Genomic DNA, 23,380 nt, shown 5'->3' with positions numbered 1-23,380 from the left:
AGCTTAAAATGTCAGTAACACTACAAATAACAAAATCTAATGTGGCTGTACTTGTTTTAAGTCGCCCAGAAAAACGCAATGCCTTTAATAGCGACGTTATCCATGAGCTTATTCAATGTATTGAACATGCTAATACGCTCGATATTCGTGCCCTTGTATTAAAAACTGAGGGTAAACACTTTTCAGCCGGTGCCGATTTAGCCTGGATGAAATCGATGGCAGATAACAACTATAACGATAATTTGGCCGATTCGATGCAGCTGGCGAAGCTAATGCAAGTATTAGCACAAAGCCCACACCCTACTATTTGTGCGGTACAAGGCGCAGCATTTGGTGGCGCATTGGGCTTAATTGCTTGCTGTGATATTGCACTCAGTAAAGACGACGCTCAATTTTGTTTAAGTGAAGTGAAACTCGGCCTTATTCCTGCTGTGATCAGCCCTTATGTAATTAAAGCCATTGGTGAGCGCGCTGCTCGTCGTTACTTCTTAACGGCTGAAGTATTTGATGCGCATACGGCTAAACAGCTGGGGCTAGTTCACCAAATTACAGGGAATTTAGACTGTGCACTGGATAACCTATTACAAACGCTGATAGATAATGGCCCGGTAGCGGTTAAAGCAGCTAAAGCGCTTATTAATGATGTTGCAAACAAAGAAATCGATAACGAAATAATTGCGCTCACTGCAGAACGTATAGCCAAAATTCGTGTATCAGACGAAGGTCAAGAAGGTCTAACTGCCTTTTTTGAAAAACGCCCTCCCCAATGGCAACTCTAGGACGCATTATGAACACAGTACACTTACAAAAAATTCTGATTGCTAATCGCGGAGAGATTGCTTGTCGTATTATGCGAACAGCTAAGCAAATGGGCTTGACCACGGTTGCGGTTTATTCAGATGCAGATAAAAACGCTCAACATGTAAAAATGGCTGATGAAGCCTATCATATTGGTGCAGCGCCGAGTAAAGACTCATACCTAGTTGCAGATAAAATACTTAACGTTGCCAAAATGAGTGGCGCCGATTGCATTCATCCTGGTTATGGATTTTTATCTGAAAACAGCGAATTTGCTAATGTTTGTGAAGCCAATAACATTGCCTTTATTGGGCCACCAGCAAGTAGCATAGAAGCTATGGGCTCTAAAACCCGTGCAAAAGAAATTATGGCAGCCGCTAATGTTCCTTTGGTGCCAGGTTATTATGGCGATAAACAAGACCCTAGCTTTTTACAAGCTGAGGCTGAAAAAATTGGCTACCCTGTGCTTATCAAAGCGGCCTTTGGTGGCGGTGGTAAGGGCATGCGTATAGTTTCAAAAGCCAGTGAGTTTATAAGCGCATTAGAAGGTGCTAAACGTGAAGCTACTGCCGGTTTTGGTAATGATCTGGTTTTGCTTGAGCGTTATGTTGACCAACCACGCCATGTTGAAGTGCAAGTATTTGCTGATAACTATGGCAACTGTGTGTATTTAGGTGATCGTGATTGTTCATTGCAGCGTCGGCATCAAAAAGTGATTGAAGAAGCGCCTGCCCCCGGTTTATCAGACTCATTGCGAAAAGAAATGGGCGAAGCCGCAGTAAGATGTGCCCTAGCAATTGACTACCGAGGCGCTGGCACTGTGGAATTTTTACTCTGTGGTGATGAGTTCTTTTTCATGGAAATGAATACTCGCTTGCAAGTAGAACACCCCGTGAGTGAAATGGTCACCGGCGTTGATTTAGTTAATTGGCAAATTAATGTAGCCAGTGGTTTAGCGTTACCTTTAGCGCAAGCAGATATTCAGCTACAAGGACACAGCTTTGAAGCACGTATTTACGCTGAAGATCCAAGTAATGACTTTATTCCGTGCTCTGGCACTATTGAGGCACTATTTACGCCCGCTAACAGTGAATATGTACGTATTGATACTGGTATTGCCCAAGGTGATGAAATAAGTCCGTATTACGATCCAATGATTGCCAAACTGATTGTTCATGATGATAACCGCGACCAAGCACTTTCGCGTTTACAACAAGCATTAACACAATTTCATTTAGCCGGATTTAGCACTAATATCAGCTTTTTATATAATTTAGCGATTCATCCACGCTTTAAACAAGGTGCTCCAAGCACCCACTTTATTGCAGAGCAAGGTGAAGCGTTAGTTACTATTGACCCTTCTTTATTACAAACTAGCCGCTTAATTGCAGGTTTTGCGTATTTAGCATCACTTGGTAGTAATACAAGTAGTGCAAATCCATGGCAACAATTACATGGGTTTAGTTTAAATGCGCCGCAACAAGTTAACATTCCATTTAGCGATACCCCCTTAAGCGCAATAAAAACCGCGCAGGGCTATAGCATGACCATTAATGACAACACCTTTGAAGTGCAAGGTGAGTTAACTAATGGCTACTGCAACGTATCGATTAATGGCGCTAAACACACTGCGCATGTTAGCCACGTTGATAATGCCATTACTGTAATGAACCAAGCACTGCAAACTAAGTTTGAATGTGTTGATAAACATTTCATCAGCTCACATGAAAATGAGGCATTACCCCTTGCTGCGCCGCTTAATGGTACTGTAGTTAAACACTTGTTAGAGGTGGGAAGTACCATCACTAAAGGCGATGCTGTGGTTATTATTGAAGCGATGAAAATGGAATACACACTTAATGCCCCACATGATGGCGTACTTAAAAGCTACTGCTTTGCTGAAGGTGAACTGGTAAGCCATGGCGCATTACTGGCCATTGTTGAGGACACAACTGCAGAGGAACCCGCTTAATATGAGTTCATTATTACCTAAAGCAGTGCGCATTGTTGAAGTGGGCGCCAGAGATGGACTTCAAAATGAAGCCGCTGTAGAAACTGCTGATAAAATAACGCTTATTAACGCACTCGCCGCTGCAGGCATAAAAGACATAGAAGCCGGTGCGTTTGTCTCACCTAAATGGGTGCCACAAATGGCAGACTCTAGTGAAGTAATAAGCGCACTTAATTTACCTGAGGTTAATCTCAGTGCCCTTACCCCTAATTTAAAAGGGGCAGAGGCAGCAGATGCTGTAGGTATTAAAGAATTTGCAATATTTACCGCAGCGAGCGAAGCATTTTGCCAAAAAAATATTAATTGCTCTATTGAGCAAAGTTTGGCGCGTTTTAGTGAAGTTATGGCTTTTGCAAAGGCGAATAACATTCGCGTACGCGGTTATGTAAGTTGTGTGTTAGGTTGCCCGTATGAGGGAGATGTTGACCCTCATACTGTACTGGCTGTCGCTGCTAAACTCTTAAAAATGGGCTGTTATGAAATTAGCCTAGGTGACACCATAGGTGTTGGCACACCCGCTAAAGTAATAGAGCTACTTACATTGCTACTTAAACATATTGATAAATCTAAACTTGCTGTACATTTTCATGACACATACGGGCAAGCGCTCACAAATATTTACGCTGCGCTAAACCTTGGTATAGCAACGGTTGACAGTGCTGTTGCCGGCCTTGGTGGCTGCCCATATGCCAAAGGCGCGTCAGGAAATGTTGCCACCGAAGATGTTGTATACTTACTGCAAGGGCTTGGCATTGAGCATGGAATTGATTTACAAAGGCTTGCTGAGGCAGGTTGGCAAATTACGAGTGCACTGAACAAACATCCTGCTAGCAAGGTTTCTGCAGCATTACACGCACAATAATTATATAGCACAGAATGAGGAGTGACTCATGGCCGGTTTTGATAAAGTAGTTTCTAGTTATGAAGCTGCAATGGAAGGTTTAAAAGACGGCGATACAATAATAGCCGGTGGTTTTGGCTTATGTGGTATCCCTGAGGGGCTAATTGCCCAAATTAAAAAAATGCAAACTAAAGAATTAACCGTTGTTTCTAATAACTGTGGTGTTGATGACTTTGGTTTAGGGCTGTTACTGCACGACAAGCAAATTAAAAAGGTGGTCGCCTCATACGTTGGCGAAAATGCCTTGTTTGAACAGCAACTACTAAGTGGCGAGATTGATGTAGAACTTACACCACAAGGTACTCTTGCTGAAAAAATGCGTGCTGGTGGTGCAGGAATACCTGCTTTTTACACAGCCACAGGTTATGGCACACCGGTTGCTGAGGGTAAAGAAGTAAAAGAGTTTAATGGTCGCCCTTATATTTTAGAAGAGTCAATTACCGGTGAATTCGCTATTGTAAAAGCATGGAAAGCGGATCGCTACGGCAACTTAGTATTTCGTCATACAGCCATGAACTTCAATCCAATGGCGGCTACTGCGGGTAAAATTACCGTTGCAGAAGTAGAGGAAATTGTTGAACCAGGCGAACTTGAGCCAAGCCAAATACATACGCCAGGAATTTTTGTTAACCGCGTTATAAAAGGTAACTTTGAAAAACGCATTGAACGTGTTACCACACGAGATTAAGCAGGAGCACTAACAATGGCATTATCACGTGAACAAGTCGCAATGCGCGTAGCTCAAGAGTTACAAGATGGGTTTTATGTTAATTTGGGCATTGGTATTCCGACGCTCGTCGCAAACTATGTACCCGATGGCATAGAAGTTATGCTACAGTCCGAAAATGGTCTTTTAGGCATGGGCGAATACCCTACTAAAGCCACTGTTGATGCGGATATGATCAACGCGGGTAAAGAAACCGTGACGGCAGCTACCGGTGCAGCTATATTTAATAGTGCAGATAGTTTTGCCATGATACGGGGTGGTCATGTAGACTTAACCGTTCTGGGCGCGTTTGAGGTAGACCAAAACGGTTCTATAGCCTCATGGATGATCCCGAAAAAATTAATTAAAGGCATGGGCGGAGCGATGGATTTAGTCGCAGGTGCAAAAAACATTATTGTTACCATGACCCATGCCAGTAAACACGGCGACTCTAAGTTATTAGAAAGCTGTACGTTACCGCTAACGGGCGTTAACTGTGTTAAAAAAATAGTTACTGATTTAGCCGTTCTAGAAGTAAAAGACGGCGCATTTCATTTACTAGAACGCGCACCAGGCGTATCAGTTGATGAAATTATTAGCAAAACGGCAGGTAAATTGCTAGTTAATGGTGATATTCCTGAGATGGTGTTTTAAACCACTCATAATTTCACCCTGTACCGACCTCATTCCCAGTGCCAATGGCGCTGAGTTACCCAAAATCCCTCGTAAGAGGGATTTTTTTTGTCTATATTTTAGTTTTTGCACTATAGTGACAATTTAACGCACCACTTAGGTGAATTCGACCTAATAAAATAAATAAATTGCTGATATAGTTAGTTTTTATTTTTGGTTTAATTATTGCCTATTACTAGGCGATTGAAATAACTTTATACTGGATACCATGCAAACACCTATTCGCGGCCTTCGCTCTTTTTGTTTTGCCGCAAAAAGCTTAAGTTTTAAACATGCTGCTAAAGAGCTTTACTTAACGCCCTCGGCTGTAAGCCACCAAATTAAACAGCTAGAAGAGCAGCTAGGCATTGATTTATTTCAAAGACAAACTCGATCTATTAGTTTAACGCCTGCAGGTAAAAACTTTTTTGAAGCAATTTATCCAATTATAAATATGCTAGAGAGCACCATTAATGAATTTAGTCAGTTACAACAAAATGTAAACTTAACCATTACTCTGCCCGAATTTTTTGCCAGTGAATTGTTAATGCCTAAGCTCAGTGAATGGACCAGCGAGCACCCTAATATTAATTTACACATGGATACCCTCAAAACTCGAAAGGAATTAACCCGCCAAAGTGATTTATCTATAATTTTATCTTCAAGTAAACCGCTTGATGGACTGGCTACTGAGTTATTTAATTTAGAATATATTCCAGCGTGTAATAAAAAACTGCTTGAACAATGGCAAAACGATCATTGCCAAGCGCTTAATCAAGTGCCGCTTATTGTGCATAAAGCACGCCCTTGGGCTTGGCATCAGTGGGCAGAAAAAGTTGGGATTGATGACTTTTCACCAACACAAATTATTCAAATAGATAGTATGTTTGGTGTAGCAAGAGCGGCGCAACAAGGTATGGGCATTGCACTCATTCCTCTGCCAATTAGCCAAAGCTGGCTGGATGAGCAATGGCTTTATAAACTATTTGAACAACCCCTTACCACCAAAGATAAATACTACTTGGTACAACATGGCTCTAGTACGGCAAACCACCCGCTCGATTTGTTTGCAAAATGGGTAATTAACACCTTCAGACAAACAAAATGACTATTAATTAAACGCCCCCTACATGGGCGTTTAATTATTTACGACCTTTTTAAAATATTTTTTCGTGTCTCACGCAAACCTAAAAAATAAAATATAAACAGCATTATCAATAACTTGCACAACCTTCTATTAACTAAGTTTATAGATTAGATTTTTTCACTTATTAGTTTTGTTTTTATCGCTTGTCGAAATTGAGTAAAAGCTCTAAAGTTAACTCAACAAATCAGCAACGACCAAAAATAATAAAACGCGTTACTGAAACCAAATTTAATTAGTTTGTAACAACAAGCTAGTACAAAAGAATCTTTATTGTGTGTGAAGATGTTGTCAGTGTAAAAAACAGCTCAAGTTCGGTGGTGACTTAGCTTGGGTTGTTTTTATTTTACGCTTACACCCGCCAATAAATATAAGAATCTTTATTGTGTGTGAAGATGTTGTCAGTGTAAAAAGCAACTCAAGTCCGGTGGTGACTGAGCTTGAGTTGTTTTTATTTACATTCACATCAGCAACAATAATTCAGCATTAGTTTTTACTAATACAACCCCCCGAATCTTTATTGTGTGTGAAGATGTTGTCAATTGAAATGCAGCGACCTTTTTTAAGTATCGCTGCTTTTTTTTTGCTTAAAATTTACCTATTTGCTAATTAGCTTAAACATCATCTGATCTGTTTATTTCCTCACGAGCAACAAATTCTAATACAGTGGCATTAATACAATATCTATCTTGACCATTTGGCCCTTCACCGGGGAATAAATGCCCTAAATGAATCCCGGTACTTTTAGATTTAAGCTCAATACGTTGCATTCCCCAACTGTTATCTTCATGCTGCGTTACGCTGTCTTTTACAGGGTGTGTAAACGACAACCAGCCAGTACCCGAATTAAATCTGTCGCGGGTATCAAACAAGGGTTCACCACTGAGTTTATCGATAAAAATGCCATCGGGGGTGTTTTTAAAAATAGCGTATTCTTTGCAATATGGGCTGTCGGTTTTAGCGTTAAACGCTACTTTATAAGCTTCACTGTCACCGAGTTTAAATGCCCCTAGCGCTTTATAAAACAGTTCGGCATCCATATAACCTTGGCGAGAATACACTTCTACTCCATCTTCTAAAAATAGTATGGTGGGTGTAGCCCACGTAGCCGATTTGATGGTTAAGCCATTGAGCTGATCAGCATGGCGAAATGTCATTGGTATTGTGCCTTTATAGTCATTAGCTACCGCCGCTTTAAATTTTTCACAGTAAGGGCAGTAATCGCGAGAATCTAAAATAACAATTTGTTTGCCAGTCAACAATGCAGTGTTATCAACCTGCTGCTTTTCATCTTGACTAAAAACAACGCCGGTTGAATGGTCTGGGCAATAACCGTTTGGATTTTTTTCAAGATAATTTTGATGATATTCTTCAGCAGAATAAAATTGCTCTAGTGGCTTAATTTGTGTAGCTATTGTTCCATAACCTGCTTTGGTGAGTAACTGCTGGTACTGCTGTGTTACAGCAATCGCGGTATTTGCTTGCTCGTCACTTGTAGTTAAAATAATAGAGCGATATTGTGTGCCTACATCATTACCTTGGCGGTTTTTTTGAGTCGGATCGTGGCTTTCGTAATAATTTTGCAGCAGCTCTTTTGCCGAAATAATATTGCTATTAAATGTAACCTGCACCACTTCAGCGTAGTTATCTTCATCGAAACGACGCGATAGCTTAGTTATATTCCTGTAGGTTGGTTTAAACCCATGCCCATCGGCATAGCCCGACTCTGCATCGAGTACCCCATTTAGTGCTTCGTAGCGTTTTTCTGCCCCCCAAAAACAGCCCGAGCCAAGCACTAGCTTTTCTACATGCATAGTGGCATCTAACTCACTGGATTTAGTTACCTCATCTGACGAGATAGCGCTCATCGTACTTAGTAATCCCAACATAGAAAATGTAGCTAATATTAACCCCTTAAACATACGATTACCTCTTAGTTTTAGTTACTCTAGGGTCTGTTGACCTTCCAAGGTTAAATTTGCAGCAGTCTGTTTGGTGTTTAGGCAAGGCAGAGCCTATGTAGTGTGGTTATTCCCCATAAATAGGCGATAACGCAGCATCAATGCCAAACAGGCGCTGCCCGAAGGGTTCTGCCTAGGGACGATTTACTCTTTTTTGCTCGGTTTTTACTCATTCTTACATGGATGTAAGCCAGTAGAATAACGCAGGAGCAGTTATCGAGCCCACTAGGTTACAAACCTCGCGCCGCGATTAAACCGCTCCTAGTTTGAACAATTTTAATCCGCAAAGGTCAACAGACCCTAAAGCAGACCTGTGAACTCAACAATAAATTTCACACACAACAAAACTTTACGGATGAGAGAGTTTATTCGATCCGAGCTTGTCTATTAATATCGTAATAGTACAGCGACTGTGATAGCTTAAATGTAATTAATATTAATGAGTTATCGATATGAGCATGATTCCTAGTATAAAAATTTTAACGAACTCTAGCCTGCTTTTTGATGTTTCTCACTACAGCGAACCACACATACTTGCGACTCAAAAAAAGCTTTGGGCACTCGCCCAACACTGTAAAAACAGCAATGAATTTATCGATTTGGTACCAGCTATGAATTCGTTAACTTTGTATTTAAAGTCCTCAGAAATGCTTAATAAATGGTACAACACCTTAGCTAAGTTATGGGAGGAAGTAGATGATTATCCGTTTGATAGCCAGCACCACCAAATTAATACCTACTACCAAGGTGAAGATTTAGATTACGTAGCTAACTATCATCAACTCACAATTGATGAAGTGATTAACTTACATAGTAAAGAGTTATATCACGTTCTATTTTTAGGCTTTGTTCCCGGTTTCCCTTATTTACATGGGCTCAACTCACGGTTATTTACCCCAAGGCGCGATAACCCGCGAGTGAGTGTACCTAAAGGCGCAATTGCCATTGGAGCAGACCAAACAGGTATCTACCCTGAAGATTCGCCAGGTGGTTGGCATATTATTGCTCACACTGATGCCTGCTTATTTGATTCTAAAGCGGCTAATCCTTGCTTATTTAAACCTGGCGATACCATAGAGTTTGTGCCTGTAAAAGGAGTAAGCAATGATTAAAGTAATCAAGAGCGGTATTCAACTAACAATTCAAGATTTAGGCCGTGTGGGTTTTCGACATTTAGGAGTAAGCCGCTCAGGCAGCCTTGATACCTGTGCGCACATCATTGCAAACCGTTTATTAAATAACACCGACAACGCTGCCGTGCTGGAATTAACCGTAGGTTTATGCGAACTGCAATTTCAGTGTGATACCGTTATTGCCCTTCATGGAGCCGACCTCAAAGCAACCCTAGATGGACACCCGCTTTATCCAGGCTGGAGTTACCCAGTAAAAGCAATGCAAACGCTTAAATTTGTAACCGGCCGTGGTGGCTCCCGTGCTTATATTGCGGTGAAAGGCGGTATTGAATGCCCAGAGGTTATGGGTTCTAAATCTACCGATTTAGGGGCAGCCATTGGCGGCTTTAATGGCCGTGCACTGCAAAGCGGTGATGTGCTAGCCATAAGCCCTTATACTAAACCTTGGTTATGTAATAAGGGCGCCCTTACCCCGCCAAAGCGAAGCATCATCCGTTTACATAAAGGTCCTCATTATGAGCTACTAACACCCGCGTGTATTAATACTTTTTGTGAGGCCTCATTTACTATTAATCCAAATAGTAATCGTATGGGGGTGCGCTTAGATCATAAAAATGCTGATATTATGCAACATACACTTTCATTGCCCTCTGTAGCCGTAGCACCTGGGAGCATACAGCTTCCACCTTATGGCAATCCTATAGTGTTATTAAATGACGGGCAAACAACAGGGGGTTATCCTTTGATAGCGCATGTGATAGAAGCCGACTTACATCAGTTTGCACAATTTAGAACTGCCGATCCAATCACCTTTGAATTTGTATCACTTGAGCAAGCAAATGCTGCAAAAAATAAGCTCGATGCTCACCTAGCACAACTTAAGCTGAGTTTAAGCCGCTACTGGGATTAATTAATAGTGCACTCACGCTCACTCACTGAGTAACTCAACCGCTATTTATTTATTTTTCGCTTTGCACTTTCTTGGTGCAAGGCAAACTAATTGTTGCAATTTAATTTAACTTTAACGTAATTTTAAATTAAAAATTGTACATTGCATTTTAATCTCCTTGCCAATATCACCACATTGGTGCAACGCCAATCTATTTGGTGCATAAATTATTCTTATTATTTTAAAAAAGCCATGTGACTTAGGTATTTATTTCTGATAAAACAAGGTTAGTCTTTAGCAAACTCGCTATCGTAGGCACTTAATAGGAATGAGGAAAAATTATGTGTTCAATATTCGGCGTACTCGATATTAAATCGGATCCCAGCCAGTTACGCGCTCAGGCAATCGAAATGTCCAAACTGCTTCGCCACCGCGGGCCTGATTGGTCAGGGGTGTATTCATCAGACAAAGCAATTTTAGTGCACGAACGCTTAGCAATAGTAGGCGTATCAAGCGGTGCGCAACCATTATACAACCCAGAAAAAACGCATATTTTAGCGGTAAATGGCGAAATTTATAACCACAAAGAGCTTGCCGCTAATTTAGAAGTCGAGTTTGATTTTCAAACGCAGTCAGATTGTGAAGTTATTTTAGCCTTGTACAAGCAAAAAGGGCCTGCATTTTTAGATGACTTAAATGGTATTTTTGCCTTTTGTTTATATGATGAAGAGCAAGACGCTTACCTAATTGGTCGCGACCACATTGGTATTATTCCACTGTATACAGGCCACGATGAGCATGGCAACTTTTATGTAGCATCAGAGCTAAAAGCGCTTTCACCTATTTGTAAACATATAGAAGAGTTCCCACCTGGGCATTTCCTTTACAGCAAAGACGGTAAATTAACACCGTACTACCAACGTGATTGGCAAAGCTACGATGCAGTTAAAAACAACGATGCCAAGGCAGAAGATGTAAAAGATGCTCTAGAAGCCGCGGTAAAACGCCAACTAATGTGTGACGTACCCTACGGTGTATTATTATCAGGTGGATTAGATTCGTCGGTTATTTCAGCTATTACTCAACATTTTGCTGCAAAACGTATTGAAGACAACGACGAAAGTGACGCTTGGTGGCCTAAACTGCATTCGTTTTCAGTGGGTTTAGAAGGCTCACCCGATTTAGCTGCAGCGCAAAAAGTGGCTGATATGATAGGCACTATTCACCACCCTATTATTTTTACTATTCAACAAGGTATTGATGCTCTTAAAGAAGTGATTTATCACATTGAAACCTACGATGTAACCACTATTCGTGCATCAACCCCTATGTACTTAATGGCACGCCAAATTAAAGCTATGGGCATTAAAATGGTACTTTCAGGTGAAGGTGCCGATGAATTATTTGGTGGTTATTTATATTTTCATAAAGCACCCAATGCACAAGAGTTTCATGAAGAGCTAAACCGTAAAGTATCAAAACTGCATATGTTTGATTGTTTACGTGCTAATAAATCAATGGCTGCCTGGGGTGTTGAAGCACGCGTGCCATTTTTAGATAAAGAGTTCGTTGATGTGGCCATGCGCATCAACCCAGAAGCTAAAATGTGTAAAGACGAAAAAATTGAAAAACATATTTTACGTGCTGGCTTCGACGGCTACCTTCCAGACGACGTGTTATGGCGTCAAAAAGAACAATTCTCTGATGGTGTTGGCTACAGCTGGATTGATACTTTAAAAGAGTATGTGAATGAGCAAGTAACGGATCAAGAACTAGCGAATGCTAAATTTAAATACCCAATTAACACGCCAGATTCAAAAGAAGCGTATTTTTATCGCCGTATTTTTGAATCGCACTTCCCGGGCGATGCCTCTGCTAACTGTGTACCACATGGTAAATCAGTAGCATGTTCAACCCCCGAAGCACTGGCCTGGGATGCATCATTTCAAAACAATGCAGATCCATCTGGACGCGCCGCAGGCGTTCACAATGAAGCATATAAAAAATAGTTACCCCCCTATCTACGCTGCAGCTTAAAAACTGCAGCTTTTCTTCGCTGTCTTAGTGAATAATTTCTTGAAATTTTATGGCACTAAGAGAAGTGAATGAAAAAGCTAAGCCATTCAATTTAATCATTTATGTTTAATCACTGTTGTTTGTCACTTCTCTACAAGCGCAGCGTTTCTTTGCCATTTTTGTAAATTAAATCTCAAAGGTGAGATAAACCTTTGACCAATTTAGTTTAAACAGTAAGATTTAGTCGCTTTTTATAAAAACTATTTCAATCTCGCTTTTTCATTAACCTCATGAACAATATCTATCTAACTCATTATCCCAAATCATAAAAACATAGTTAAAATGTCATTAATAAATCATTTAATAAATGAATAGTGATTTTAAAACGCTGACTTAGTTTTTTACGTATTCAATAGCGTTTTTTTAGTTATTTACTTGCCTGATTAGGCCGAATATTCATTCACTTAGCTTTGCATTCAATGCTATATACGACTATAAAATAATTAGCTGACACATTAGTTATCATTTGTTCAGTTGCCAGATGTGTACAATAAAAAGGCAAAAGCAGCTTAAAGTTTTGCCAAAGTGTTAATTCTTTTGCATTTAATATTTAACTCCCCTATTAGTAAAGGTATGATGGGCAATTAAATTAGTTAGTCTTCTAACTATTCGTGTTATTAGCTTTAGTTATAAATCTAATAAGACGAATACAGTGAACTATAAAAAAACTGGCATTAAGCCAACCTGTTTCATTAACCAATGAGGTATTGCATGAGCGAGAATCATGACAAGTACAGTATTGATAATACGGACTACACCGTAGGTCAAGACAATGTACAAAAGTGGGGATTTGATATACATAACCCTGTATTCGGGATCAGTGCAGGGTTAATAGCACTTTTTTTAATCGCCGTACTAGTGTCAGATGCCGAAGTAGCTAAAACAACACTAAATGGTATCAAAACCGATATTATTAATAATTTTGACGGCTTATTTATGTGGGCTGCCAACTTCTTTGTTATTTTTTGTTTAGTTTTAATTTTTTCACCATATGGCAATATCCGCTTAGGCGGTGACGATGCTAAACCATCGCATTCTCGTATTTCTTGGCTGGCAATGTTATTTGCTGCAGGTATGGGTATTGGCTTAATGTTCTGGGGTGTTGCTGAACCAGTTGCATACTACACTGGTTGGTATGAAACGCCGCTCAATGTAACAGCTAACACACCAGAAGCCGCGAAAATGGCAATGGGTGCAACTATGTTCCATTGGGGTCTTCACCCTTGGGCAATTTATGCTGTAGTTGCGCTTTCGTTAGCATTTTTTACTTACAATAAAGGCTTACCGCTTTCTATTCGTTCGATTTTTTACCCAATTTTAGGTGATAAAGCGTGGGGGTGGCCTGGTCACATAATTGATATTTTAGCTGTATTAGCAACCTTATTTGGTTTAGCAACGTCACTTGGGCTAGGTGCACAACAAGCTTCTGCCGGTATTAATCATGTATTTGGTTTTGAAGGTGGCGTAGGTTCACAAATTCTGGTTATTACAGGTGTTACGTTACTAGCAGTCGTCTCTGTTATTAGAGGCATTGATGGCGGCGTTAAATTACTTAGTAACGTAAATATGCTCATTGCTTTAGTATTACTAGTATTTGTATGTTTAGTTGGTTTTGCGGTCTCTATGGGTAATATCCCTAACACGGTAATGGGGTATGTAGAGAACATTATTCCATTGAGTAACCCACATGGCCGTGAAGATGAAACATGGATGCATGGTTGGACAGTATTCTACTGGGCTTGGTGGATTTCATGGTCACCGTTTGTAGGTATGTTTATTGCGCGTGTTTCGCGTGGTCGTACAATCCGTGAATTTTTAACCGCGGTATTACTTATTCCAACAGCGGTTACTATCCTGTGGATGTCTATCTATGGTGGCATCGCAATTGACCAAGTAGTTAATGGTATTGGTGCTCTTGGGACTGACGGTCTAACAAGTGTCCCTATGGCGATGTTCCAAATGCTTGATGAAATGCCAATGGCGAGTGTGCTTTCTTTCATTGCTATTGTATTAGTACTGGTATTCTTTATTACCTCTTCTGATTCAGGGTCACTTGTAATTGATTCAATCACAGCAGGTGGCAAAATTGATGCACCGGTACCACAGCGTATTTTTTGGGCTACTGTTGAGGGCGCAATTGCTGCTGCATTACTTTGGATTGGTGGTACTCAAGCGATTGAAGCACTACAAGCTGGGGCTATTTCAACCGGTCTACCGTTTACCATTGTTTTACTATTAATGTGTGTAAGCTTAATTTTAGGTTTACGAACTGAGCCTCGCCCAGTTAAATAACACCCTACATTAAAAAACGCCGCTAATTGCGGCGTTTTTTTTACTCTATTTTTCCTATAATATTTTATAACGTTTCGCTAAAGCCAAATTTCACTTAGTGGCGTATCTAACCGATAATGATAACTCAGCTGAGCTTGCAGTAATTCTGCGGTGGCTAAAGCGTCAGTCAGTGCATTATGGTTTTGATACAATGGCAAGGAATAACGCTCCCTTGTATCACTTAACCGTAATGAGCCTAGTTTTGTATTAAATAGCCTACCTAGTAGCCCTTGACGCGCTCTAAGCGCTCGCCTTTCAATTTCCATAGTGTCGACTAGAGCAAATTCAATCCCTTCTTTTATACGTGTGAGCAGCGCATTATAAAAAAAGTGGCGCTCAATGGCGGCATAATGCACCACCACCACTTTCCCTTTAAGTGCATCAAGAAGTGGGGCTAAAATTCGATTGAGGTCGGGAGCTTCATCCACCTCTGAGTGGGTAATACCATGGATAACAATTGACTCTTCACTCAAATCTCGTCGTGGTTGTACTACCCAATGGTGGCTCTCTTTACAGTAAATACGATTAACATTGAAAGGCACTAACCCCACACTAACAATATCATCGGTATTAGCGTCCAGACCTGTTGTTTCAAAATCTAGCGCCACAAAAGGTACATCTTTAAGTGGAGCAGTCTGATTGGTAAATGCCTGCTTATAAAACTCCTTAAGCAACGAGTTTTGCGCACTATGTAAAAGCTGCTCGTAACGACGTGGCCAATCTAACGGTGATTTAGCCATAACTTATTTCACACCTGAATGAGCAGAATAACTAAACTTTAAAAAGCTTTGCGCTTTTTCTAAAATCGCAAAAGCTTCTTTTAAATTACTTTGCTCAAATGGTGAGAGTAAATGCGGGTCTAAATCATTATCGGGCGCTTCCCCCTGCTCTATCTGCCATGCCTGATGGCGAATACGTACAGTGGCAATATATTCAAATGCATCACGCAAATCTTGTGCTTTGCCTTTGGGTAATAAGTTAGCCTCGATAATATCCTCTAAGCGCTCAAACGAATTTTGTTTACGTGAACCGACCGCTAATGCATGAACGCGAACCACATCAGATAGCGGCGCTGTACCACGACGTTTTAAGTTCATTGAGCGCTTATGTTGGCCATTGTGCTCAAGTACAAAGCCGTTAAAAAATCCCAATGGTGGCGTTCGATTGCGAGCATTAGCAGCAAGGTTAGCTAAAAAGCGTTTATTTACTTTGCTTTCTTTTGCCACCAGCGTTTTAAGCTCATCGGCCCACTTTAACTTACCCCACACACCATCTAAGTCAAAAAATATCGAGCTATTGAGCAGTGCTTGCGGTTTGGGCTCGGCCATCCAGCTAGCAAATTTTTCTTGCCATTGTTCGCGGGTCATACGCCATTTTTTAAACGAGGCCATAATTTCACCATCACAATAGGTATAGCCACACTTAGCCAAGCCATCACACACAAAGTCTGATAAGTTTTGAAAATACTCATCGTGCAATGCCTCATCGAAGCTATTATCTAAAATCAGTGCATTATCTTGATCGGTTACAATTAACTGCTCATCCCGTGCCATTGAGCCCAGCGCAATAAAACAATAAGGAATGGGCGGCTCGCCAAATTTTTCTTCTGCTAGGGCTAATAGGCGCTGTTTAAAGGTACGTCCTATTACTGCCATGGCCGTTCCTATCATATGCGAATTAGCATCTTCGTTTACCATACGTACAAACACGTTAGGGAGTTGGCGGGCATAATGAACTAAATCTTCCACTGATTGCTGCGCTAAAATACCCCGTACTAACAATAAGCTACTTTGTGACTCATAACGTAAAATATCGGATAGCGATATTACCCCTATTGGGCGTTTTTTATGTACCACAGGCAAGTGATGTAAGTTATCTCTAAGCATCGCTAAAACGGCTTCAAATACATAGGCATTACTATCGAGCAAGACTAAACTTGAGGTCATAACCTCTTGCGCAGGCGTATCAAACGTCAACCCTTGGGCAACAACTTTAGTTCGGATATCTCTATCTGTGATGATCCCGACAACTTGTCCGTCATCCTCTTCTGGGTCGTCGCTTATTTGTTTTTCTATGTCAGTGACAAGTACTGAAGAGACCGATTCTTGTGTCATTAAAAACGCGACGTCTTGTATGGGAGTTTGCGTAGTAACCGTGACTACATCACGATGAAGTAATGATTTAACTTTAGCGGTGGTTAAGTCATTGCTGTCGGCTTGCTCTACTATAGCTTGATGCAAGCGTACATTGCCATCCACTTCGAAAAAGTCAGCAAAGGTTTCGTATTTATCACAGTATTCGTTAAAAATATTAACGTTAATACAATACGTTAAGGAATCTTCAAGCGCACGAGCCGGAAACCGCACTTTGCGGTTCATTAATAAGCCCATTTGGCCAAAAATACCGCCTGTAGCTAAACGGTTATAGAGCTCGCCATTACGACGTGAAATCTCAACAGAGCCACTGCGAATAATATACAAGTCACTAATATCTTGCCCTAAATGTAGAATATCAGTTTCGGCACGAAAGTAAGCAACCTCTATTTTCATTGCTAATTCATTCAGTGCCTCTGTAGGAAGCGTATCAAATGGGGGGTGTTCAACTAAAAACTGGGCTATTTCAACTTGCTCGGCCTGCATAGGGAATCCTTGTGGCGTGAATCTAGTTGAATTGTGAGCCTAATTGGCTATTTTTTCAAAGAAAAATAGCCAATTTAAGTAAATAGTTAGCGATTAATTATCTACTTGCTCTAACTCCTGCGCTAATTGTTTTGACTCATCACCACGAGGGCTGGTAAAACGTGCAAGTCCTAAATAAATCACCGGTGTTAAATAAAGCGTAAACAATACAGCTAAGGCTAAGCCACCAAACACCACCCAGCCAATCGCGTTACGCGCCTCAGCGCCAGCACCTGTAGACATAATCAACGGTAATGCGCCCAATAAAGTAGAGATCAAAGTCATAGTTATAGGACGTAAGCGTACCAGCGCTGCTTGCTCCACCGCTTTACGTACAGCTAAACCCTGATCTCTTAATTGATCAGCAAACTCAACCAATAAAATCGCATTTTTGGCGATTAAACCAATTAACATTACCAGACCAATTTGCGAATAAATATTAAGTGATGTACCGGTTAAATATAGCGCTAAAATTGCGGATGTAATACCAAAAGGGACGGTGATCATTACTACAATGGCGCTATTAACATTTTCAAATTGTGCCGCCAAAACTAAAAACACAATTAAAAAGGCTAACACGTAAGTCATTAGCACTTCATTTGAAGTTTCTTCAAAAGTGAGTGCCTCGCCTTTGAACGCTAAAGTAATACCTGCTGGTAATGATTGCTCAGACACTTGTTTTATTTGCTCTACCAGTGTGGCAATAGTTAAACCTTCGGGTAATTCCATGCTTAATTCTATGGCACGTCGCTGAGCATGGCGCTCAAGCTCCGCAGCAACGCCCTCTTCTGTAATATTTGCCACACTACTGAGTGGTACTAATTGATTATCGCGGGCGCTTACATATAAATTTGCTAAATCACTTGGGTCGTTAATGGTTTGATTTTGAGCCTGTAACATAATAGGTATTGATTGATCGCCGATGTTTAAATCAGCTATATCGTCGCCATTAATAGCAGCTCTTAAAGTAATGGCAATATCGCTTAACGATACACCGAGTTCTTCTGCGCGTCGTCTGTCTATATTAACGCGAAGTTGTGGTTGCGATGGTTGATACGATACGCGAACAGGTGCAACTTCAGGTACTGCTTTTTCAAGATCTGCTGAAAACTGCTGGGCAGCCTTAAATATTTCAAGATAATCTTGGCCCAGTAAAGCAACTTCAATACCGCCACCTTGGCCACGTAAATTTAAACTATTAGCGCCTCCTGCGTATGCGGGTGCTCCAGGAATATTCATTAAAGGCTGACGGATTTTATTGATGATTTCTTGTTGACTAAAATTACGTTCATCCCAGTGCTTTAAAGGCACAGTAATGAAGACAATATTAGGATCCCACTGACCAACAACCGTGTAAATAGACTCTATTTCACCGCTTTCGACGAAAGGCAGCAAAGTGTCTTCCATTTTAATGGCTTGCCTGTCCATAAAGTTCAAGCCTACACCATCTGGCCCACGAGCAAATATTCTAATTTTACCGCGATCTTCTGTTGGTAATAGCTCGTTATCTAAGCTCATATACAATGCACCTGAGCCGCCGGCCACTAATAAACAGGCAATAAAAGTAAGCCACGCATGATCGAGAACTTTATGAATTGTTTTGGTATATAAATTAGCAAGTACGTTACCAAACTTAGCAAATGGATGAAAACCGCCTTGCTTAAGCTTTAGCTTAGAGGTAAGTGCCGGCACTAACGATAACGCAACAAAGCTTGATATGATAACTGCACCGGCAAGTACGCCCCCAAACTCTCTAAATAAACGCCCTGCAGTAGAGGGTAAAAAAGCGATGGGCACAAACACAGCTGCTAATACCGCCGTGGTGGCAATAACCGCAAAAAATACTTCACGTGTACCTACTACTGCGGCCGCACGCCGGCCAAGCCCTAACCCTCGCTGGCGTTGAATATTTTCACTCACCACAATCGCATCATCAACGATTAAGCCAGTAGCAAGTACAAGTGCGAGCAAGGTTAAAATATTTATGGAGAAGCCCAATGCCCATATCAGTGCTAATGAGCCTATTAATGCTACCGGAATAGCAAATGCAGGTACTAAGGTTGCACGCCATGAGCCAATAAACACCCATAACGTAATGATCACTAGTAGCACTGTCAGCACTAATGAGTTAATCACTTCATCCACTGAACTTCTAATAAATTGTGCGTCATCTGATGTTAAGGTAAATTCCATCTCAGGAAAGCGTTCACGCATTCCTTCTATCAGCTTTAAAACCTCATCTGATATTTCTATGGTGTTAGATTGCGCTTGGCGGATAATTTCCATACCAATAACGGGTTTACCATTAAGTCTTACCATAGAGCGCGGATCGGCTGGGCCAAAATATACCGCGGCGATATCGCTAATACGGGTATCACCACGAATGATAATATCACCTACTTGATCTGGTGTTACCGAGGTAGCATCAGCACGAACAATAATTTGCTGATCGTTTGATTTTAAACTTCCTGCTGGCACATCAAAGGGAGCTTGCCTGAGCACGTCAGCAACATCGGGAATAGTTAAATTGAAGCTGCTGAGCTTAAGCGGATCGATACGTACTCTAAGCACTCGCTCTCTATCACCGTTTAAGCGCACATCAGCAACACCGGGAATAGTTAAAAACTGTGGCGCTAAATCAACATCAACCCGCTCGGTTAATGCCTCTAAAGAAAAACTCTCACTTGATACGGTGAGTGATACAACCGCCTCAGCATCGTTATCGGCTTTTATGATAGATACACGCTCAACTTCTTCTGGGAGCTCTCTTTGCACTCGCGAAACTGACTCGCGTGTTTCATTAGCGGCATCATCCAGATTAACACCAGGTCTAAATTCAACCACAATACGTGAGCTGCCTTCTTCACTTTGTGCACGAATAGATTTAACTCCACTCACACGGGCAACAGCCCCTTCAAGTTTGCTGGTGACTTCAGTATCGACGGTTTCCGGGGAACCACCTGGAAACGAAGCTGATACCGTAATACGCGGCCTATCTACATCAGGAAGCTCGCGTACTTCTACGCCAGCTATTGCGGCGATACCGGCAATAATAATGAGTAGATTAAGTACCACAATAAGTACAGGGCGGCGAATTGCCATAGACGGCAAGTCTTGCATCATAGGTTGCTGTTTCATGGCTACTCCTGCGAACTAGCGATAGGTGCAGAAAAGCTTAATTCTTGATTGGCTCGCAAGCGCTGAACGCCTTCAACAACTAACGTATTGTTTGGCTGTAATGCCCCTGATACGAGTAAGCGCCCAGCCAAGCGTTGCTCTATTTTTACATCAACCCGGGTAGCTTTGTTATCTACACTCGTCCACACATATGGACCCGTTGCGCCCCACAGTAGTGCTGCTTCAGGAATAGCGGCAAAGCGTTGACCTAATACTTTTATATGTACTCGAAAACTCATACCCGGTAAGAATTGTTGATCTTTGTTATTTAACTTTGCTTTGACTCGTAAGGTGCGAGTTTGTGGGTCTATACGTGAGTCTAAATAGGCTATTTCTGCCTCAACAGGCGCTTGCGATTGCCATGGGAACACGCGTACGCTAGCATTATTTCTGAGCATCGCAATTGCTGATTCAGGCGCGTTAAAATTAATGTATAACTGGCGGGTATCATCGATGCTGGCAATCATTGTTTGTGTTGTTATTCTGTCACCCACTTCAACGTCAGTCAGTCCCATAGTGCCACTAAAAGGGGCTCGAACTTGACGATCTTCTAATTCAGTTTCGGCTTGTATGAGAGTAACTTTTGCAAGCTCTACAATGGTTTTTGCATCGTCTACATCACTTTGTGGCACAGCACCCTTAGCTTGGCTTTGTTTTAAACGTTTTAAAGTTCGCTGACTATCTGCTAATTTTATTTTAGCCTCTTCAAGGGCCGCTTTTTGCCTACGTGAATCTAGCTCAAGTAAAATATCACCTTCTTTAACATTATCGCCAGGTTTAAAATGAACCGCTGCTACTTTATCCCCTACGGCAGGATATAAAATAACAGAATGGATAGCTTCAGCGTTACCAACAGCCTGAACTTGCTGTTGGGCTTGTTCCATAGCGATATTTTCAACGACCACGGTAGCACTAATTACTGGCAAACTAACCGATAAGAATATGGCCGTTATGCCCATTAAGAAATTTTGCGACTTCAAAGCAACACCCTAATTAATTATTATTTCCATTATGTTACGCAGTTTAACACCTCTATGATCAATAAATAGCTTAGTACGACAAATTAGCAAAACAACGCGCTGAAATTAAACATCCAGGTATTTTCTACATATTCTTACACCAGCCTACAAAATCACCACATATTTTATGCGTATTTAACATTAAGATTTAGTCATTAGAGTGAACATACAAAGGAGAGTTTATGAAAAAAAGTATCATTATGGTTTTACTGCTTAGTGGCTGTGCATCACAAGGGGTTGACCGGACAAGTCAAAATCAATTAATTAAACGCTATTATGCATCTGTTAACTCAGAGCAAAAAGTGACACTTTCCTCAGAAGTAGGAACGGGAATAGCTGCTGGAGCGGGTTTTGGCTTTGTTGATAGCCTTGATGGCAACACCGAAGAAATGATCGGTGGCGCTATTGTGGGCGGTTTAGTTGGAGGGCTATTTACCGCCTTATTTGAGGGAGGTAATACGGCTTATCAGTATAACTTATACGCTGTTAATGAAGGTGAATTTACCGTTATTCAAAAGAAAAAACTCGATAAAAACACAAAATGTGTTCTTGTTAACTCAGCTAATAAAATTACACTTACGCCGATAGATAATAGTTATTGTATTCGTTGATTAAGCTCAAAGTGAGTATCAAACCTTTAAGCTGATAAGCTATGTAGCTCGCTATTTATAAATTACTTTTAAATAAAAACCTCAGTGTTTACTGAGGTTTTTTAATGAATAAATAAACACGTGGTGTTATTTATTTCGTTGTGCGTCTTTTTGCGCTTTTTTTGCTTCTTTACGTTGTTGTAAAGCAGCTTGAGCTTCGTTACCAATATGACCTTCACCGCGTGCTTGTGCCAATTCTATTTGCTTTTGACGCTCAGCAAAACGAGCGCGTTGCTCGTCGGTCACATCATCAATACAGTGATGACACGACACTCCTTCCATATATTCAGGCTTTTGCTTTTCTTCTTCTGTGATAGGCATCCGACATGCGTGACACTGATCATATGAGCCTTTTTGTAAGTCATGATTTACCGCGACACGGTTATCAAATACAAAGCACTCGCCTTCCCACATGGTTTCTTCTTTTGGTACTTCTTCTAGGTATTTTAATATGCCGCCTTCAAGGTGGTATACCTCATCAAAGCCCTGCTCTTTCATATAAGCTGTTGATTTTTCGCAGCGAATACCACCAGTACAAAACATAGCTACTTTTTTATGCTTTTCTGGGTCGAGATTTTCTTTGGCCCACTGTGGAAATTCGCGGAACGTCTTCGTGTTTGGATCGACTGCGTTTTGAAATGTACCAATTTCAATTTCGTAATCATTTCGGGTATCAACAAGGATAACCTCTGGATCAGAGATTAGGGCATTCCATTCATTTGGTTTAACATAACTGCCCACTACTTTTAATGGGTCTACGCCTTCAACGCCCATAGTTACGATTTCTTTTTTAAGTTTTACTTTAGTGCGGTAAAACGGGCATTCGTCATCATATGATTCTTTAGTAACAATATTGTCTAAATTAGGTTGGGTGTCTAACCACGCCAGTAAGTTATTTATGCCTTCACGTTTTGCGGAGACAGTCCCGTTAATTCCTTCTGCGGCAATTAACAAAGTACCTCGCACGTCATTTTGCTCCATTACATTAAGTAAAGGTTGGCGAAGTGCTTCAAAGTTAGGTAAAGAAACAAATTTATATAATGCACACACAACAAAGTGTTCGCTGGTTACATTATCTTTATGGATAGCAGTCATGGTTTTCCTATTTTGCTTTTTAAACCCGCAAGGGGCGTTTACCGAATCGTAAATCCGGCGCATATGGGGCGCGTATTTTACGCTTTTTTTATTTAAATGCAAAAAAATGGATGATAATGCGCTTTTTACTGTTAGCGCA

Annotated in this window: 17 protein-coding genes; 11 read left to right on the top strand and 6 right to left on the bottom strand. The window is 40.9% G+C overall.

Going from position 1 to position 23,380, the window contains the following annotated elements:
* Nucleotides 1-8 precede the first annotated feature (8 nt).
* The 6 genes from P3J6_RS12145 (at nt 9) to P3J6_RS12120 (ending at nt 6,196) form a co-directional block, all read left to right on the top strand.
* A complete protein-coding gene (locus P3J6_RS12145) occupies nt 9-779 on the top strand; it encodes an enoyl-CoA hydratase/isomerase family protein (RefSeq protein WP_010389950.1) in 771 nt (256 codons plus the stop codon).
* Between the two features lie 8 nt (nt 780-787).
* Complete coding sequence (locus tag P3J6_RS12140) at nt 788-2,770, top strand: acetyl/propionyl/methylcrotonyl-CoA carboxylase subunit alpha (protein WP_198523141.1); 1,983 nt, start codon at nt 788-790, stop codon at nt 2,768-2,770.
* A 1-nt stretch (nt 2,771) separates the two neighbouring features.
* The gene (locus P3J6_RS12135) at nt 2,772-3,671 is read left to right on the top strand and encodes a hydroxymethylglutaryl-CoA lyase (RefSeq protein ID WP_198523140.1); all 900 of its coding nucleotides are present in this window, start codon (nt 2,772-2,774) and stop codon (nt 3,669-3,671) included.
* A 28-nt stretch (nt 3,672-3,699) separates the two neighbouring features.
* On the top strand, nt 3,700-4,398 hold the full coding sequence (locus tag P3J6_RS12130) for a CoA transferase subunit A (protein WP_008114703.1): 699 nt from the start codon (nt 3,700-3,702) through the stop codon (nt 4,396-4,398).
* 15 nt (nt 4,399-4,413) lie between these two features.
* Nucleotides 4,414-5,070 carry a 3-oxoacid CoA-transferase subunit B gene (locus P3J6_RS12125; RefSeq protein WP_008114705.1) on the top strand — a complete coding sequence of 219 codons (657 nt, stop codon included), beginning with the start codon at nt 4,414-4,416 and terminating at the stop codon, nt 5,068-5,070.
* Nucleotides 5,071-5,317: 247 nt separating this feature from the next.
* The gene (locus tag P3J6_RS12120) at nt 5,318-6,196 is read left to right on the top strand and encodes a LysR family transcriptional regulator (protein ID WP_010389946.1); all 879 of its coding nucleotides are present in this window, start codon (nt 5,318-5,320) and stop codon (nt 6,194-6,196) included.
* A gap of 650 nt (nt 6,197-6,846) precedes the next feature.
* Here the strand turns inward: P3J6_RS12120 and msrA are convergent.
* A complete protein-coding gene (gene msrA, locus P3J6_RS12115) occupies nt 6,847-8,154 on the bottom strand; it encodes a peptide-methionine (S)-S-oxide reductase MsrA (protein WP_198523139.1) in 1,308 nt (435 codons plus the stop codon).
* Between the two features lie 491 nt (nt 8,155-8,645).
* Here msrA and pxpB point away from each other — a divergent pair, with 491 nt between their 5' ends.
* The 4 genes from pxpB (at nt 8,646) to P3J6_RS12095 (ending at nt 14,583) form a co-directional block, all read left to right on the top strand.
* Nucleotides 8,646-9,305, top strand: coding sequence for a 5-oxoprolinase subunit PxpB (pxpB, locus tag P3J6_RS12110; protein WP_138569624.1), 660 nt, complete (start codon nt 8,646-8,648; stop codon nt 9,303-9,305).
* Entirely contained in the window at nt 9,298-10,236 is a 939-nt protein-coding gene (locus P3J6_RS12105) for a biotin-dependent carboxyltransferase family protein (RefSeq protein ID WP_198523138.1), read from the top strand. The genes pxpB and P3J6_RS12105 overlap by 8 nt, the downstream gene beginning before the upstream one ends.
* Nucleotides 10,237-10,556: 320 nt before the next feature.
* A complete protein-coding gene (gene asnB, locus P3J6_RS12100; protein ID WP_198523137.1) occupies nt 10,557-12,224 on the top strand; it encodes an asparagine synthase B in 1,668 nt (555 codons plus the stop codon).
* A gap of 778 nt (nt 12,225-13,002) precedes the next feature.
* Nucleotides 13,003-14,583 carry a BCCT family transporter gene (locus P3J6_RS12095; RefSeq protein WP_010389940.1) on the top strand — a complete coding sequence of 527 codons (1,581 nt, stop codon included), beginning with the start codon at nt 13,003-13,005 and terminating at the stop codon, nt 14,581-14,583.
* Between the two features lie 77 nt (nt 14,584-14,660).
* Here P3J6_RS12095 and P3J6_RS12090 read toward each other — a convergent pair whose 3' ends face one another.
* The 4 genes from P3J6_RS12090 to P3J6_RS12075 form a co-directional block, all read right to left on the bottom strand.
* Nucleotides 14,661-15,362 carry a 3'-5' exonuclease gene (locus P3J6_RS12090; protein ID WP_054200885.1) on the bottom strand — a complete coding sequence of 234 codons (702 nt, stop codon included), beginning with the start codon at nt 15,360-15,362 and terminating at the stop codon, nt 14,661-14,663.
* Between the two features lie 3 nt (nt 15,363-15,365).
* On the bottom strand, nt 15,366-17,261 hold the full coding sequence (locus P3J6_RS12085; protein ID WP_198523136.1) for a DUF294 nucleotidyltransferase-like domain-containing protein: 1,896 nt from the start codon (nt 17,259-17,261) through the stop codon (nt 15,366-15,368).
* Nucleotides 17,262-17,354: 93 nt separating this feature from the next.
* Nucleotides 17,355-20,438, bottom strand: coding sequence for an efflux RND transporter permease subunit (locus P3J6_RS12080; protein ID WP_198523135.1), 3,084 nt, complete (start codon nt 20,436-20,438; stop codon nt 17,355-17,357).
* A gap of 2 nt (nt 20,439-20,440) precedes the next feature.
* Nucleotides 20,441-21,457: an efflux RND transporter periplasmic adaptor subunit gene (locus P3J6_RS12075; protein WP_442960224.1), complete on the bottom strand. Its 1,017-nt coding sequence runs from the start codon at nt 21,455-21,457 to the stop codon at nt 20,441-20,443.
* A gap of 221 nt (nt 21,458-21,678) precedes the next feature.
* On the opposite strand from P3J6_RS12075, the gene P3J6_RS12070 reads away from it, so the two are divergent.
* Entirely contained in the window at nt 21,679-22,107 is a 429-nt protein-coding gene (locus tag P3J6_RS12070; RefSeq protein ID WP_138608476.1) for a hypothetical protein, read from the top strand.
* A 126-nt stretch (nt 22,108-22,233) separates the two neighbouring features.
* Here the strand turns inward: P3J6_RS12070 and trhO are convergent, their stop codons facing one another.
* Nucleotides 22,234-23,241: an oxygen-dependent tRNA uridine(34) hydroxylase TrhO gene (gene trhO / locus P3J6_RS12065; protein ID WP_198523134.1), complete on the bottom strand. Its 1,008-nt coding sequence runs from the start codon at nt 23,239-23,241 to the stop codon at nt 22,234-22,236.
* Between the last annotated feature and the right edge of the window lie 139 nt (nt 23,242-23,380).

The organism is Pseudoalteromonas sp. 3J6, assembly GCF_903995135.1.
Classification (GTDB): Bacteria; Pseudomonadota; Gammaproteobacteria; order Enterobacterales; family Alteromonadaceae; genus Pseudoalteromonas.
The sequence above is the reverse complement of the archived record's forward strand: the minus strand, read 5'-3'. Positions and strand labels throughout refer to the sequence as shown.

Coding starts and splice junctions, on each gene's coding strand:
- P3J6_RS12145 (WP_010389950.1), top strand. CDS start 9: ATGTCAGTAACACTACAAATAACAAAATCTAATGTGGCTGTACTTGTT.
- P3J6_RS12140 (WP_198523141.1), top strand. CDS start 788: ATGAACACAGTACACTTACAAAAAATTCTGATTGCTAATCGCGGAGAG.
- P3J6_RS12135 (WP_198523140.1), top strand. CDS start 2,772: ATGAGTTCATTATTACCTAAAGCAGTGCGCATTGTTGAAGTGGGCGCC.
- P3J6_RS12130 (WP_008114703.1), top strand. CDS start 3,700: ATGGCCGGTTTTGATAAAGTAGTTTCTAGTTATGAAGCTGCAATGGAA.
- P3J6_RS12125 (WP_008114705.1), top strand. CDS start 4,414: ATGGCATTATCACGTGAACAAGTCGCAATGCGCGTAGCTCAAGAGTTA.
- P3J6_RS12120 (WP_010389946.1), top strand. CDS start 5,318: ATGCAAACACCTATTCGCGGCCTTCGCTCTTTTTGTTTTGCCGCAAAA.
- msrA (WP_198523139.1), bottom strand. CDS start 8,154: ATGTTTAAGGGGTTAATATTAGCTACATTTTCTATGTTGGGATTACTA.
- pxpB (WP_138569624.1), top strand. CDS start 8,646: ATGAGCATGATTCCTAGTATAAAAATTTTAACGAACTCTAGCCTGCTT.
- P3J6_RS12105 (WP_198523138.1), top strand. CDS start 9,298: ATGATTAAAGTAATCAAGAGCGGTATTCAACTAACAATTCAAGATTTA.
- asnB (WP_198523137.1), top strand. CDS start 10,557: ATGTGTTCAATATTCGGCGTACTCGATATTAAATCGGATCCCAGCCAG.
- P3J6_RS12095 (WP_010389940.1), top strand. CDS start 13,003: ATGAGCGAGAATCATGACAAGTACAGTATTGATAATACGGACTACACC.
- P3J6_RS12090 (WP_054200885.1), bottom strand. CDS start 15,362: ATGGCTAAATCACCGTTAGATTGGCCACGTCGTTACGAGCAGCTTTTA.
- P3J6_RS12085 (WP_198523136.1), bottom strand. CDS start 17,261: ATGCAGGCCGAGCAAGTTGAAATAGCCCAGTTTTTAGTTGAACACCCC.
- P3J6_RS12080 (WP_198523135.1), bottom strand. CDS start 20,438: ATGAAACAGCAACCTATGATGCAAGACTTGCCGTCTATGGCAATTCGC.
- P3J6_RS12070 (WP_138608476.1), top strand. CDS start 21,679: ATGAAAAAAAGTATCATTATGGTTTTACTGCTTAGTGGCTGTGCATCA.
- trhO (WP_198523134.1), bottom strand. CDS start 23,241: ATGACTGCTATCCATAAAGATAATGTAACCAGCGAACACTTTGTTGTG.